This is a genomic window from Geobacillus genomosp. 3 (assembly GCF_000445995.2).
Taxonomy (GTDB): Bacteria; Bacillota; Bacilli; order Bacillales; family Anoxybacillaceae; genus Geobacillus.
The window spans coordinates 246,214-260,518 of sequence record NC_022080.4; the positions used below are offsets into that span (position 1 = coordinate 246,214).

7 protein-coding genes, 3 rRNA genes and 3 riboswitches are annotated in these 14,305 nt (G+C 52.5%); of the genes, 8 read left to right on the plus strand and 2 right to left on the minus strand.

The genetic code is table 11. The features are described 5' to 3' along the window. Nucleotides 1-9 precede the first annotated feature (9 nt). Nucleotides 10-111, plus strand: a riboswitch (purine riboswitch). Between the two features lie 64 nt (nucleotides 112-175). Together guaA and M493_RS01390 are read left to right on the plus strand one after the other, a co-directional pair. After that, nucleotides 176-1,708: a glutamine-hydrolyzing GMP synthase gene (guaA, locus tag M493_RS01385; protein ID WP_020958479.1), complete on the plus strand. Its 1,533-nt coding sequence runs from the start codon at nucleotides 176-178 to the stop codon at nucleotides 1,706-1,708. Between the two features lie 95 nt (nucleotides 1,709-1,803). Then, a riboswitch (purine riboswitch) is annotated at nucleotides 1,804-1,905 on the plus strand. A gap of 92 nt (nucleotides 1,906-1,997) precedes the next feature. Next, nucleotides 1,998-3,323, plus strand: a complete 1,326-nt coding sequence (locus M493_RS01390) for an NCS2 family permease (RefSeq protein WP_020958480.1) — start codon at nucleotides 1,998-2,000, stop codon at nucleotides 3,321-3,323. A 79-nt stretch (nucleotides 3,324-3,402) separates the two neighbouring features. Here the strand turns inward: M493_RS01390 and M493_RS01395 are convergent, their stop codons facing one another. Beyond that, nucleotides 3,403-4,668: a Glu/Leu/Phe/Val family dehydrogenase gene (locus tag M493_RS01395; protein WP_020958481.1), complete on the minus strand. Its 1,266-nt coding sequence runs from the start codon at nucleotides 4,666-4,668 to the stop codon at nucleotides 3,403-3,405. A gap of 659 nt (nucleotides 4,669-5,327) precedes the next feature. Here M493_RS01395 and M493_RS01405 point away from each other — a divergent pair. The 3 genes from M493_RS01405 (at nucleotide 5,328) to rrf (ending at nucleotide 10,337) form a co-directional block, all read left to right on the plus strand. Next, nucleotides 5,328-6,885 (plus strand): 16S ribosomal RNA (locus M493_RS01405). 282 nt (nucleotides 6,886-7,167) lie between these two features. Continuing rightward, nucleotides 7,168-10,095: ribosomal RNA gene (locus M493_RS01410) — 23S ribosomal RNA — on the plus strand. Between the two features lie 125 nt (nucleotides 10,096-10,220). Beyond that, nucleotides 10,221-10,337: ribosomal RNA gene (gene rrf, locus M493_RS01415) — 5S ribosomal RNA — on the plus strand. The 16S, 23S and 5S rRNA genes sit together here, the layout of an rRNA operon. Before the next feature lie 221 nt (nucleotides 10,338-10,558). Here the strand turns inward: rrf and M493_RS01420 are convergent. Beyond that, nucleotides 10,559-11,002: an Hsp20/alpha crystallin family protein gene (locus M493_RS01420; RefSeq protein WP_023817433.1), complete on the minus strand. Its 444-nt coding sequence runs from the start codon at nucleotides 11,000-11,002 to the stop codon at nucleotides 10,559-10,561. A 147-nt stretch (nucleotides 11,003-11,149) separates the two neighbouring features. Beyond that, a riboswitch (purine riboswitch) is annotated at nucleotides 11,150-11,251 on the plus strand. Between the two features lie 114 nt (nucleotides 11,252-11,365). On the opposite strand from M493_RS01420, the gene purE reads away from it, so the two are divergent. The 3 genes from purE to purB are packed head-to-tail and all read left to right on the plus strand — an operon-like array spanning nucleotide 11,366 to nucleotide 14,287. Further along, nucleotides 11,366-11,854 (plus strand): 5-(carboxyamino)imidazole ribonucleotide mutase, encoded by a 489-nt coding sequence (purE, locus tag M493_RS01425; RefSeq protein ID WP_023817436.1) that lies wholly within the window; start codon nucleotides 11,366-11,368, stop codon nucleotides 11,852-11,854. Then, nucleotides 11,847-12,995 carry a 5-(carboxyamino)imidazole ribonucleotide synthase gene (purK, locus tag M493_RS01430; protein WP_020958485.1) on the plus strand — a complete coding sequence of 383 codons (1,149 nt, stop codon included), beginning with the start codon at nucleotides 11,847-11,849 and terminating at the stop codon, nucleotides 12,993-12,995. The genes purE and purK overlap by 8 nt, the downstream gene beginning before the upstream one ends. Beyond that, nucleotides 12,992-14,287, plus strand: coding sequence for an adenylosuccinate lyase (purB, locus tag M493_RS01435; protein ID WP_020958486.1), 1,296 nt, complete (start codon nucleotides 12,992-12,994; stop codon nucleotides 14,285-14,287). The genes purK and purB overlap by 4 nt, the downstream gene beginning before the upstream one ends. The last annotated feature ends 18 nt before the right edge of the window (nucleotides 14,288-14,305 follow it).

Here is a 14,305-nt window from a genome sequence, read left to right on the forward strand (position 1 = left end):
AATTTGCATACGAATAGGACGCAAGCCCTTCATATATGCGCGGGAATATGGCCTGCGTGTCTCTACCGGGCCGCCGTAAACGGCCTGACTATGAAGGCAGAAGACGCTGCCATTCTGCCTTCATCCGTGTTTTTTGGGCGCTGGCAGCGCTTATTTTTTGGACGGGGTGGAGAACATGAACCAGGAAATGATCGTCGTGTTGGACTTCGGAAGCCAATATAACCAACTGATTACCCGCCGCATTCGCGAATTTGGCGTTTACAGCGAACTGCACCCGCATACGATTCGCGCCGACGACATTCGCGCGTTGAACGCGAAAGGGATCATTTTTTCCGGCGGGCCGAACAGCGTGTATGATGAGCAGGCATTTTCATGTGATCCGGCGATTTTTGATCTCGGGCTGCCGATTCTTGGGATTTGCTACGGTATGCAGCTCATGGCGCACCATTTAGAGGGCAAGGTGGAAAAAGCGGCGCACCGTGAGTACGGGAAGGCGCTCATTCAAGTAAAAAACAACTCGCTGCTTTTCCACGGCCTGCCGGATGAGCAAGTCGTCTGGATGAGCCACGGCGATTTAGTGACTGCGCCGCCGCCTGGTTTTACTGTTGATGCGACAAGCGCTTCGTGTCCGATCGCCGCGATGAGCGATGAACAGCGAAAATGGTATGGGGTGCAATTCCATCCGGAAGTGCGCCATTCTGTTTATGGAAACGATGTGTTGAAGCGGTTTGTTTTTGACGTATGCGGATGCCGTGGCGACTGGACGATGGAAAACTTCATTGACGAACAAGTGCACCGCATTCGTGAGCAAGTCGGCGGGAAAAAAGTGTTGTGCGCCTTAAGCGGCGGGGTTGACTCGTCGGTTGCAGCCGTGTTGGTGCACCGTGCCATCGGCGATCAGCTCACCTGCATTTTTGTCGATCACGGCCTTCTTCGCAAAGGCGAAGCGGAAAGCGTCATGAAAACATTCCGTGAGCAGTTCCAGATGAACGTCATTAAAGTTGATGCGAAAGAACGCTTTTTGGCGAAACTAAAAGGGGTCGCTGATCCAGAACAAAAACGGAAAATCATCGGCAACGAGTTCATTTATGTATTTGATGACGAAGCGGCCAAGCTCGAAGGCATCGAATTTTTAGTGCAAGGCACGCTTTATACCGATATTATCGAAAGCGGCACGGCGACGGCGCAAACGATCAAATCGCATCATAACGTCGGCGGTTTGCCGGAAGATATGAAATTCGAACTGATCGAACCGCTCAATACGTTGTTTAAAGACGAAGTGCGCGCCCTCGGCACGCAATTGGGGATTCCGGACGAAATCGTTTGGCGCCAGCCGTTCCCGGGACCGGGGCTTGGCATTCGCGTCCTTGGTGAAGTGACGGAAGAAAAGCTCGAAATCGTCCGCGAATCGGATGCGATTTTGCGCGAAGAAATTCAAAAAGCGGGGTTGGACCGTGACATTTGGCAATATTTCACCGTTCTCCCCGATATTCGCAGCGTCGGAGTGATGGGGGACGCCCGCACGTATGATTATACGGTCGCCATTCGTGCGGTGACATCGATCGACGGGATGACCGCCGATTGGGCTCGTATTCCATGGGATGTGCTCGAGCGGATTTCAACGCGCATCGTCAATGAAGTGCCGCATGTCAACCGCGTCGTCTATGATATTACAAGCAAACCGCCAGCGACAATTGAGTGGGAATAAATTGATAAACCCGAACAAAAGACGGGCATTTCTGATGAAATGTTCGTCTTTTTTCTTGACAATGGTTGTTGGTGTTGATACAATAACCGTGGATTGTGAATAATGTCGAATTCCGTCGTATAATCCCGGGGATACGGCTCGGGAGTTTCTACCAGGCTACCGTAAATAGCTTGACTACGAGGAATGTGAAGTAGGGAGTCAATGTCCTCTCTATATTCGCTATTCCTTCCTAGTCAACGCTTCTGGTAGCGACAGAAGCGTTTTTACTTTTTATATAGGGGGGACAGACGTGAGAAAGTATTTTCAATTTGACGAGCTCGGTACGAACTACCGGACAGAGATCATCGCCGGGTTGACGACGTTTTTGTCGATGGCGTACATTTTGTTCGTTAACCCGTTTACATTGTCGTTAGGGGCGGTTCAAGATTTTCCTGATGAACTGCGCATTGATCAAGGAGCGGTGTTTGTCGCTACCGCCTTGGCTGCAGCATATGGGTCGATTTTAATGGGGGTATTGGCCCGCTACCCGATCGCCCTGGCGCCGGGGATGGGGCTGAACGCCTTCTTTGCCTTCACGGTTGTGCTGCACATGGGGATTCCGTGGCAAACGGCGTTAGCCGGTGTGTTTGTCTCGGGTATTATTTTTACGATTTTATCGCTCACTGGCATTCGTGAAAAAATTATTGACGCCATCCCTGTGGAATTGAAGTATGCCGTTGGCGCCGGAATCGGGCTGTTTATTACGTTCATCGGCCTGCAAAACGCCGGCATCATTGTCAATAACGATGCCACATTAGTCGGATTGAGTGATTTGAAGGACGGTAATACATTGCTTGCCATTTTCGGTTTGTTCATCACCGTCATTTTAATGGTGAAAAAGGTAAACGGCGGCGTCTTTTACGGCATGGTCATTACGGCTGTTGTCGGTATGATTTTCGGCTTGATTGAAGTACCGAAGCAAATTGTCGGTGCCATTCCAGATATTTCGCCGACATTTGGCGTCGCCATCGAACACTTGCCGGATATTCTCTCGCTGAAAATGCTTGGCGTCGTCTTGACGTTCTTTATTGTCGACTTTTTCGATGCGACCGGTACCCTTTTGGCGGTTGCCAACCAAGCCGGATTGTTAAAAAACAACAAACTGCCGCGCGCCGGCAAAGCGTTGCTCGTTGACGCAACTGCCGTCATGGTTGGGGCGGTATTCGGCACATCGACCACAACATCATACATCGAATCGTCGGCCGGTGTCGCCGCCGGGGGGCGTTCCGGGTTTTCCGCGGTCGTGACGGGGATTTTGTTCCTGCTCGCGCTGTTTTTCTCGCCGCTGTTAAGCGTCATCACCGCACCGGTCACCGCGCCGGCTTTGATCATCGTCGGTGTCTTAATGGCCTCGTCGATCGGCGAAATCGACTGGAAGAAGTTTGAGGTGGCGGTGCCGGCGTTCTTCACGCTCATCACGATGCCGCTCTCCTATAGCATTGCCACCGGCATCGCTGTCGGTTTCATCTTCTATCCGATCACGATGCTGTTGAAAGGCCGCGGCAAAGACGTGCATCCGTTGTTGTATGTGTTGTTTGTCGTCTTTATTTGTTACTTCGTCTTTTTGCGGGAATAGGCATTCACAATCAAGGGCAGTTCTTCCAAAAGCCGTGTTACCGGCTCTTGGAAGGCTGCCTTGTTTTATGGAAGAACGGTTATACCCAACCGCGTGCTTTCATAGCTTCTGCCATTCGTTTGATTGAAATGATGTAAGCAGCAGTACGCAAATCTGTCCCGTACTGTTCAGCGGTTTCGTGAACTGCGTGGAAGCTTCGGACCATGATATCGGCTAGTTTCTGATTAACTTCTTCTTCGCTCCAATAATAGTTCATCAAGTTTTGTACCCACTCAAAATAAGAAACAGTGACGCCGCCCGCATTAGCAAGGATATCGGGAATGACCATAATGCCTTTGCCCGACAAAATTTGGTCTGCTTCCGGAGAAGTTGGCCCGTTTGCCGCTTCCGCTATAATTTTTGCCTGGATACGATCGGCATTGGCAGCGGTAATGGCGTTTTCCAAGGCGGCTGGAACTAAAATATCGACGTCGAGTTCTAATAACTGCGATGGCTCGATTTCGTATTGGGCACCATAGTCAAGCAAAGTTTGGTGATCTTTTACATGTTCGACTGTTGCGAGATTTAATCCGTCCGGATCATAGATGGCGCCTGTTGAATCGCTGACAGCCACAATTTTACATCCGAGTTCAGCGAGCAATTTTGCCGCAATGCGTCCTGCATTTCCAAATCCCTGGATCGCAACCGTAGCTCCTTTTAATGGCAGATGGAGTTTTTTCATCGCTTCCTGAATGGTAATGACACAGCCGCGTGCCGTCGCTTCATTTCTACCTTTTGAACCACCAATAATAAGCGGTTTTCCGGTGATCACTCCCGGAGAGAAAGCGTGATTCATGCGGCTGTATGTATCCATCATCCAGCCCATGATTTGTGGATTTGTATATACATCAGGAGCGGGGATATCCTTATCCGGACCGATGATTTGCGAAATTGCCTCAATAAATCCGCGGCTGACTCGTTCGAGCTCCCCGGTGCTTAGCGTTCGCGGATCACAAATAACCCCCCCTTTTCCTCCCCCGTAAGGAAGGCCGACAACCGCACATTTAAACGACATCCACATCGATAATGCTTTTACTTCATCTAGTGTGATATCCGGATGGAATCGGATTCCGCCTTTAGTTGGACCTAAGGCATCGTTGTGTTGGGAACGGTAGCCTTCAAATATTTGAATGGAACCGTCATCCATCTTCACAGGAAAGGACACGGACAGGACACGCATAGGACGCTTTAACATTTCAACGATATGAGGCTCCAAACCAAGTTTTTCCGCTGCGGTTTCAATCTGCTTTTTGGCGACTTCGTACGGGTTTAAGTTCTCTTTGGAGTCTTCTTTTGTGACAATCATCTGCAATTCCCCCTGGCTTGATTGGTTGGATTACGCTGATGTAATAATCCTATCACAGCCATTTATATTTACTCAATATTGATAATAAATATTAATTTTAAAAAATAGTGACACGAGATATCGCAGTGTAGTAGTTCTGGAAGCAAAAGTGTGATTCACACGGGAGATTTGACGGGAATTCGAAAAAGAACTAAAAGGAAGAGAGACAAGAGGTGTTCGTGGCATAGGTGTTTTATCAGGTTTAGCAAACGATTCGTTATAAAGTTGAAAGCGAGCATCCGCATGGCGCTGGTGAATCTTAATTGTATGAACCGAACTGGCCTGTGTAGTGATCGGGTCATCGTGGAAAGAAATCAACACAAGATTCGTTTTGGTTGCACGAAATGCGTGTGCACTATTCATAGTAACCTAAAAAATCTTGAATCAACCGTTGACACATCAAAAAGGAGGTGCTATATTAATAAAGCCGCATCAATGCGGTAAAAAAACAAAAAACATATTGACATAAGAAAAAAGAAATGATATATTATAAGAGTCGCTTTTGATTAAAGTGAATTTCTGAAGCGAAGGGATAAGTTTGTTCCTTGAAAACTGAACGAAACGAAGCGCGAGCGTTTCGACACCTTCGGTGTCGACGCTAATGAAGCCAATCAACTTTCTTTTTGGAGAGTTTGATCCTGGCTCAGGACGAACGCTGGCGGCGTGCCTAATACATGCAAGTCGAGCGGACCGAATCAGGGCTTGCTCTGGTTTGGTCAGCGGCGGACGGGTGAGTAACACGTGGGCAACCTGCCCGCAAGACCGGGATAACTCCGGGAAACCGGAGCTAATACCGGATAACGCCGAAGACCGCATGGTCTTCGGTTGAAAGGCGGCCTTTGGCTGTCACTTGCGGATGGGCCCGCGGCGCATTAGCTAGTTGGTGAGGTAACGGCTCACCAAGGCGACGATGCGTAGCCGGCCTGAGAGGGTGACCGGCCACACTGGGACTGAGACACGGCCCAGACTCCTACGGGAGGCAGCAGTAGGGAATCTTCCGCAATGGACGAAAGTCTGACGGAGCGACGCCGCGTGAGCGAAGAAGGCCTTCGGGTCGTAAAGCTCTGTTGTGAGGGACGAAGGAGCGCCGTTTGAACAAGGCGGCGCGGTGACGGTACCTCACGAGAAAGCCCCGGCTAACTACGTGCCAGCAGCCGCGGTAATACGTAGGGGGCGAGCGTTGTCCGGAATTATTGGGCGTAAAGCGCGCGCAGGCGGTTCCTTAAGTCTGATGTGAAAGCCCACGGCTCAACCGTGGAGGGTCATTGGAAACTGGGGGACTTGAGTGCAGGAGAGGGGAGCGGAATTCCACGTGTAGCGGTGAAATGCGTAGAGATGTGGAGGAACACCAGTGGCGAAGGCGGCTCTCTGGCCTGTAACTGACGCTGAGGCGCGAAAGCGTGGGGAGCAAACAGGATTAGATACCCTGGTAGTCCACGCCGTAAACGATGAGTGCTAAGTGTTAGAGGGGTCACACCCTTTAGTGCTGCAGCTAACGCGATAAGCACTCCGCCTGGGGAGTACGGCCGCAAGGCTGAAACTCAAAGGAATTGACGGGGGCCCGCACAAGCGGTGGAGCATGTGGTTTAATTCGAAGCAACGCGAAGAACCTTACCAGGTCTTGACATCCCCTGACAACCCAAGAGATTGGGCGTTCCCCCTTCGGGGGGACAGGGTGACAGGTGGTGCATGGTTGTCGTCAGCTCGTGTCGTGAGATGTTGGGTTAAGTCCCGCAACGAGCGCAACCCTTGCCTCTAGTTGCCAGCATTCAGGTGGGCACTCTAGAGGGACTGCCGGCTAAAAGTCGGAGGAAGGTGGGGATGACGTCAAATCATCATGCCCCTTATGACCTGGGCTACACACGTGCTACAATGGGCGGTACAAAGGGCTGCGAACCCGCGAGGGGGAGCGAATCCCAAAAAGCCGCTCTCAGTTCGGATTGCAGGCTGCAACTCGCCTGCATGAAGCCGGAATCGCTAGTAATCGCGGATCAGCATGCCGCGGTGAATACGTTCCCGGGCCTTGTACACACCGCCCGTCACACCACGAGAGCTTGCAACACCCGAAGTCGGTGAGGTAACCCGCAAGGGAGCCAGCCGCCGAAGGTGGGGCAAGTGATTGGGGTGAAGTCGTAACAAGGTAGCCGTACCGGAAGGTGCGGCTGGATCACCTCCTTTCTAAGGATGAAGAAAAGCGAAGGCCGTAATGGCCAACTGTCGATACACCGCGCTTTCGTTTCGTTCGGTTTTGAGGGAATGAGAGATTCCTTCAAAAGCGCCTGTGCCTGCGTCTGCTGACAGGTTCAGGGGGTTGCTTCATTTGCGTCTGCGTCTACAAGCGAATTCAGAGAAGCTGAATTCCTCGACGCAAGACCGCAGAGAAGCAAATTCAAGAAGCAGTCTCGTTCCTTGAAAACTAGATAACCGGAAAAGCAAAGGAAGAAGCCGAGAAGCGCTGTAGGTTAAGCTAGAAAGGGCGCACGGTGGATGCCTTGGCACTAGGAGCCGATGAAGGACGGGGCAAACGCCGAAACGCTCCGGGGAGCTGTAAGCAAGCGTCGATCCGGAGATGTCCGAATGGGGGAACCCCCTGCCCGTAATGGGGCAGGATCCATGCCTGAATCCATAGGGCATGGAGGGCACACCCGGGGAACTGAAACATCTTAGTACCCGGAGGAGAAGAAAGCAAACGCGATTCCCTGAGTAGCGGCGAGCGAAACGGGAACAGCCCAAACCAAGAGGCGTGCCTCTTGGGGTTGTAGGACCGCCCAGATGGGAGTGAGAAAGGAACGGGGTAGACGAACCGGTCTGGAACGGCCGGCCAGAGAAGGTGACAGCCCTGTAGTCGAAACTTCGTTCCCTCCCGGGCGGCTCCTGAGTACGGCGGGACACGGGAAATCCCGTCGGAAGCAGGGAGGACCATCTCCCAAGGCTAAATACTCCCTAGTGACCGATAGTGCACCAGTACCGTGAGGGAAAGGTGAAAAGCACCCCGGAAGGGGAGTGAAAGAGAACCTGAAACCGTGTGCCTACAAGTAGTCAGAGCCCGTTTAAGGGTGATGGCGTGCCTTTTGTAGAATGAACCGGCGAGTGACGATGGCGTGCGAGGTTAAGCCGAACAGGCGGAGCCGCAGCGAAAGCGAGTCTGAACAGGGCGTATGAGTACGTCGTCGTCGACCCGAAACCAGGTGATCTACCCATGTCCAGGGTGAAGGCCGGGTAACACCGGCTGGAGGCCCGAACCCACGCACGTTGAAAAGTGCGGGGATGAGGTGTGGGTAGGGGTGAAATGCCAATCGAACTTGGAGATAGCTGGTTCTCCCCGAAATAGCTTTAGGGCTAGCCTCAAGGTGAGAGTCTTGGAGGTAGAGCACTGATTGGGCTAGGGGCCCTCATCGGGTTACCGAACCCAGTCAAACTCCGAATGCCAATGACTTATCCTTGGGAGTCAGACTGCGAGTGATAAGATCCGTGGTCAAGAGGGAAACAGCCCAGATCGCCAGCTAAGGCCCCGAAGTGCACGTTCAGTGGAAAAGGATGTGGAGTTGCCCAGACAACCAGGATGTTGGCTTAGAAGCAGCCACCATTTAAAGAGTGCGTAATAGCTCACTGGTCGAGTGACTCTGCGCCGAAAATGTACCGGGGCTAAACGTGCCGCCGAAGCTGCGGGATGACCGTTGGTCATCGGTAGGGGAGCGTTCTAAGGGCACAGAAGCCAGACCGGAAGGACTGGTGGAGCGCTTAGAAGTGAGAATGCCGGTATGAGTAGCGAAAACAGAGGTGAGAATCCTCTGCGCCGAAAGCCTAAGGGTTCCTGAGGAAGGTTCGTCCGCTCAGGGTTAGTCGGGACCTAAGCCGAGGCCGAAAGGCGTAGGTGATGGACAACAGGTGGAGATTCCTGTACCACCTCCTTCCCGTTTGAGCAATGGGGGGACGCAGGAGGATAGGGCGAGCAGGCGGTTGGAAGAGCCTGTCCAAGCCGCAAGGCTGATCCGTAGGCAAATCCGCGGATCAAAAAGGCCAAGCGGTGACGGCGACGGAGTTATCCGGAAGTTCCCGATTTCACACTGCCAAGAAAAGCCTCTAGCGAGGGAAGAGGTGCCCGTACCGCAAACCGACACAGGTAGGCGAGGAGAGAATCCTAAGGCGCGCGGGAGAACTCTCGTTAAGGAACTCGGCAAAATGACCCCGTAACTTCGGGAGAAGGGGTGCTCGTTTGGGTGACGAGCCCGAACGAGCCGCAGTGAAAAGGCCCAAGCGACTGTTTATCAAAAACACAGGTCTCTGCGAAGCCGAAAGGCGACGTATAGGGGCTGACACCTGCCCGGTGCTGGAAGGTTAAGGGGAGCGCTTAGCGCAAGCGAAGGTGCGAACCGAAGCCCCAGTAAACGGCGGCCGTAACTATAACGGTCCTAAGGTAGCGAAATTCCTTGTCGGGTAAGTTCCGACCCGCACGAAAGGTGTAACGACTTGGGCACTGTCTCAACGAGAGACCCGGTGAAATTATATTACCTGTGAAGATGCAGGTTACCCGCGACAGGACGGAAAGACCCCGTGGAGCTTTACTGCAGCCTGATATGGAATTTTGGTATCGCTTGTACAGGATAGGTGGGAGCCAGAGAAGCCGGAGCGCCAGCTTCGGTGGAGGCGGCGGTGGGATACCACCCTGGCGGTATTGAAATTCTAACCCGCACCCCTTATCGGGGTGGGAGACAGTGTCAGGTGGGCAGTTTGACTGGGGCGGTCGCCTCCCAAAAGGTAACGGAGGCGCCCAAAGGTTCCCTCAGAATGGTTGGAAATCATTCGGAGAGTGCAAAGGCACAAGGGAGCTTGACTGCGAGACGGACAGGTCGAGCAGGGACGAAAGTCGGGCTTAGTGATCCGGTGGTTCCGCATGGAAGGGCCATCGCTCAACGGATAAAAGCTACCCCGGGGATAACAGGCTGATCTCCCCCAAGAGTCCACATCGACGGGGAGGTTTGGCACCTCGATGTCGGCTCATCGCATCCTGGGGCTGTAGTCGGTCCCAAGGGTTGGGCTGTTCGCCCATTAAAGCGGTACGCGAGCTGGGTTCAGAACGTCGTGAGACAGTTCGGTCCCTATCCGTCGTGGGCGCAGGAAATTTGCGAGGAGCTGTCCTTAGTACGAGAGGACCGGGATGGACGCACCGCTGGTGTACCAGTTGTCCCGCCAGGGGCACCGCTGGGTAGCTATGTGCGGACGGGATAAGCGCTGAAAGCATCTAAGCGTGAAGCCCCCCTCAAGATGAGATTTCCCATCGCGTGAAGCGAGTAAGATCCCTCGAAGATGACGAGGTCGATAGGTCCGAGGTGGAAGCGTGGCGACACGTGCAGCTGACGGATACTAATCGATCGAGGGCTTAACCTAACAAGAAAAGTGGAAGCGCCGCGGCTTCTTCCCAAAACGGTTATCTAGTTTTGAAGGAATGAATTTCCTTCTTGACATCGTTTGTTTTTTAAGTATAATAAATGATGTCAAAACTGAATCGCTTGCCTAGTGGTGATAGCGGAGGGGAAACACCCGTTCCCATCCCGAACACGGAAGTTAAGCCCTCCAGCGCCGATGGTAGTTGGGGCCAGCGCCCCTGCAAGAGTAGGTCGCTGCTAGGCAGGCAAAAATGAGGGAGCTGTTTGGTTCTCTCATTTTTTTGCCTATTTCGAATGAGTCATTTTTAATGACGCCATTTTAAATCCTCTCCCCCAAAATGTAAAGCGTGATCATCGTTTCCTAGACCCCCTTTTTCATAAAACGATAGGAAACGGAAACTCGCGAAAGGGTGTCCTGCACGGCATGGGACACCCTCTTTTTTTTATTATGCAGCGGTTGGCGGTTACTCGCCTTTTTTGATGACTATTTTCTTTTTTGGCTCTTCGGGAATGAGTCGGTGTAAGTGGATGAAGAGCAGGCCGTTATGGTATGTCGCCTCGATGCGGTCTTCTTTTACCGGGAACGGCAATGGGACGGTTTTTTCAAACCGGCCTTGGAAAATGCCTTCCTCCACTAAATCAAACCCTTTAAAGTTGAGATTGATCGTCGCCTTCACTTCCAGCGTCTTGTGTAATACATACACTTCCGCATCCTCGATTTTTTCCAGTCCGGGAAGGCTGATGACAATGAGTAATTCGTGGTTTTTTTTGTAAATGTTCATGCCTGATGATGGTTTGTTTGATGACGACAGCAGCGGCTGAATGCTTCCCCAAAAATCGTTTTGGAAAAATTGCTGCCAATGCTTTGTCCAATCGGAAAACGGTGTGAACGGGTTTTCATTAGCCATGGCGTTTCCCTCCTCCGCTCCTTCATCATATGCTTTCCCATTCATTTGGTGATTCGAAAAACACGAACATTTCCTTTCCTATAATATCAAATGTTCGATTTTACCTTGACATGATGCTAAAAAACCTGCTAATATAAAAGTAACTTCATTGTGTACAAAAGTATCCCTCATATAATTTTGGGAATATGGCCCAAAAGTCTCTACCCAATCACCGTAAATGATTGGACTATGAGGGGAAGGATCGGTTTTGGCTTTTTGCACATCGGTGGATGTAAGAGCCCGGAACGATGCTTTCCCTCGCTTACAAGAGGGAATGTATGTTCCGGGTTTTGTTATGTTTATTAAAGTTAAGGAGTGGAACGCATGGGCCCTCTAGTTGGAGTGATCATGGGAAGCCATTCGGACTGGGAAACGATGAAACACGCCTGTGCTATTCTTGAAGAATTAGGCGTCTCATTTGAGAAAAAAGTCGTATCGGCGCATCGGACGCCGGATGAAATGTTTCGCTATGCGGAAACGGCAGAAGAGCGGGGGATAAAAGTGATCATTGCCGGAGCCGGTGGGGCGGCTCATTTGCCGGGAATGATTGCGGCAAAAACGACGTTGCCGGTCATCGGCGTGCCAGTGCAGTCGAAAGCGTTGAACGGGTTGGATTCGTTATTGTCGATCGTGCAAATGCCGGGCGGGGTGCCGGTGGCGACGGTGGCGATCGGCAAGGCGGGGGCGACGAACGCAGGGCTGCTTGCAGTGTCGATCGTTGGACTGTTTGAGCCGCGCTATATGGAGGCGCTCAAAGCGCGGCGGGAGGCGATTCGAAAACAAGTAGTAGAAAGCAGTGATCAGCTTGACTAAGCGAAGGATTGTTCCGGGACAGACGATCGGTATTATCGGCGGGGGACAGCTTGGGCGGATGATGGCTTTGGCGGCGCGTGAGATGGGGTTTCGCATCGCTGTGCTTGATCCGACGCCTGATTCCCCGTGCGGGCAAGTGGCGGATGTCGAAATTACGGCAGCGTACGATGATCTGAATGCTATTGCGAAACTGGCGCAGGTGAGCGATGTGATTACGTACGAATTTGAAAACATTGATGCGCGGGCGCTTGCGTGGTTGGAGGCCAACGCCTATGTCCCGCAAGGAAGCCGGCTGTTGGCGGTGACGCAAGACCGGGCGCTCGAGAAGGCGGCGATTGTCGAAGCTGGGTTGCCGGTGGCGCCGTATAGGGAAGTGGACGGATGGGATGAGTTGGAGCAAGCCGTTGCCATGATCGGCTTTCCGTGCGTATTGAAAACGCGGCGCGGCGGCTACGATGGAAAAGGGCAATATGTGCTGCGCAGCCGAGAGGATGTGGAAAAGGCGGCCGCATTGCTTCGAATTGGCCCATGTCTTTTGGAAGGCTGGGTGCCGTTTGTAAAAGAAATATCGGTGATTGTGGCGAGAAATGTAGACGGGGAGACGGCTGTTTTTCCGGTGGCGGAAAATATTCATGTCGAAAACATTTTGCATCAAACGATCGTTCCAGCTCGCATTCCGAAAGATATCCAACAGCGGGCGGTCTGTTATGCCGAGACGTTGGCAGCGTCGTTTTCGCTTGTCGGGACGCTGGCGGTCGAAATGTTTTTGACAGCGAACGGGGATATTTATATTAATGAGTTGGCCCCTAGACCGCACAACTCGGGTCATTATACAATCAATGCATGTGCGACGTCGCAGTTCGCCCAGCACATCCGTGCGGTCTGCAACTGGCCGCTCGGCTCGACGGAGTTGTTGAAGCCGGCCGTGATGGTGAATCTTTTAGGGGAGCACGTCGAGCCGGCCATCGGACAGATCGAGTCGCTTGGCGGCGCGGCCTACCTTCATTTATACGGCAAGCATGAGGCGAAGCCAAAGCGGAAAATGGGCCATGTGACCGTACTGGCAGACGATGTGGAGGAAGCGCTGGCGCGAATCGAGTCGTGGCAAATTTGGCAAGATCGGAGGCTGGAACGAAGATGATTGAACGCTACACGAGACCGGAAATGGGAGCGATTTGGACGGAGGAAAACCGCTTTAAGGCGTGGCTTGAGGTGGAGCTGCTTGCCTGCGAAGCGTGGGCCGAACTTGGCGTCATTCCGAAAGAGGACGTCCGTCGCCTACGGGAAAACGCGTCATTTGACATCCGCCGCATTAAGGAAATCGAGGAAGAAACACGTCATGACGTCGTGGCGTTTACGCGTGCAGTTTCGGAGACGCTCGGCGAGGAACGGAAATGGGTGCACTACGGGCTGACGTCAACCGATGTTGTTGACACAGCGCTCGGCTATTTGTTAAAACAGGCGAACGCGATTTTGCGGCGCGATTTGGAAAACTTCATTCAAATATTGAAAGAGAAAGCGCGCGAACATAAATATACGGTCATGATGGGGCGCACGCACGGCGTCCATGCCGAACCGACGACGTTCGGGCTCAAGCTGGCGCTTTGGTACGCGGAAATGGAGCGGAATTTGGCGCGGTTTAACCAAGCGGCGGAGATGGTTGAAGTCGGGAAAATTTCCGGTGCGGTTGGCACATATGCGAACATCGATCCGTTTGTCGAACAGTATGTGTGCGAGAAGCTCGGGCTGACGCCGGCGCCGATCTCAACACAAACGCTTCAGCGCGACCGCCACGCCTACTATATGGCAACATTGGCGCTCATTGCGACGTCGATTGAGAAGTTCGCCGTGGAAATTCGCGGTCTGCAAAAAAGTGAGGTTCGTGAGGTCGAAGAGTTTTTCGCGAAAGGGCAAAAAGGCTCATCGGCGATGCCGCATAAACGCAACCCGATCGGCTCGGAAAATATGACCGGGATGGCGCGTGTCATCCGCGGCTATATGGTGACGGCGTACGAAAATGTGCCGCTTTGGCATGAGCGCGACATTTCCCATTCCTCGGCGGAACGCATCATTTTGCCAGATGCGACGATCGCCTTGAACTATATGTTGAACCGGTTTGCCAACATCGTGAAACACTTGCTTGTCTATCCGGAGAACATGAAGAAAAATATGGAGCGCACGTTCGGCCTTATTTATTCGCAACGCGTGTTGCTGGCGCTCATTGACAAAGGGATGACGCGCGAGGAGGCGTACGATTTGGTGCAGCCGAAAGCGATGGAAGCATGGGAGCGACAAGTGCCGTTCCGCCCGTTGCTTGAGGCGGACGAACGGATTACAAACCGGCTCACTAGCGAAGAGCTTGATAACTGTTTTGACTATCGTCATCATTTGAAGCATGTCGATACGATTTTTGCCCGCTTAGGATTGGATTGAGCAGAAAACGGCTGGCTT

Excerpts from the sequence above, each read along its gene's own strand:
- purE (WP_023817436.1), top strand. The coding sequence starts at position 11,366 with ATGGGCCCTCTAGTTGGAGTGATCATGGGAAGCCATTCGGACTGGGAA.
- guaA (WP_020958479.1), top strand. The coding sequence starts at position 176 with ATGAACCAGGAAATGATCGTCGTGTTGGACTTCGGAAGCCAATATAAC.
- M493_RS01395 (WP_020958481.1), bottom strand. The coding sequence starts at position 4,668 with ATGATTGTCACAAAAGAAGACTCCAAAGAGAACTTAAACCCGTACGAA.
- purB (WP_020958486.1), top strand. The coding sequence starts at position 12,992 with ATGATTGAACGCTACACGAGACCGGAAATGGGAGCGATTTGGACGGAG.
- M493_RS01420 (WP_023817433.1), bottom strand. The coding sequence starts at position 11,002 with ATGGCTAATGAAAACCCGTTCACACCGTTTTCCGATTGGACAAAGCAT.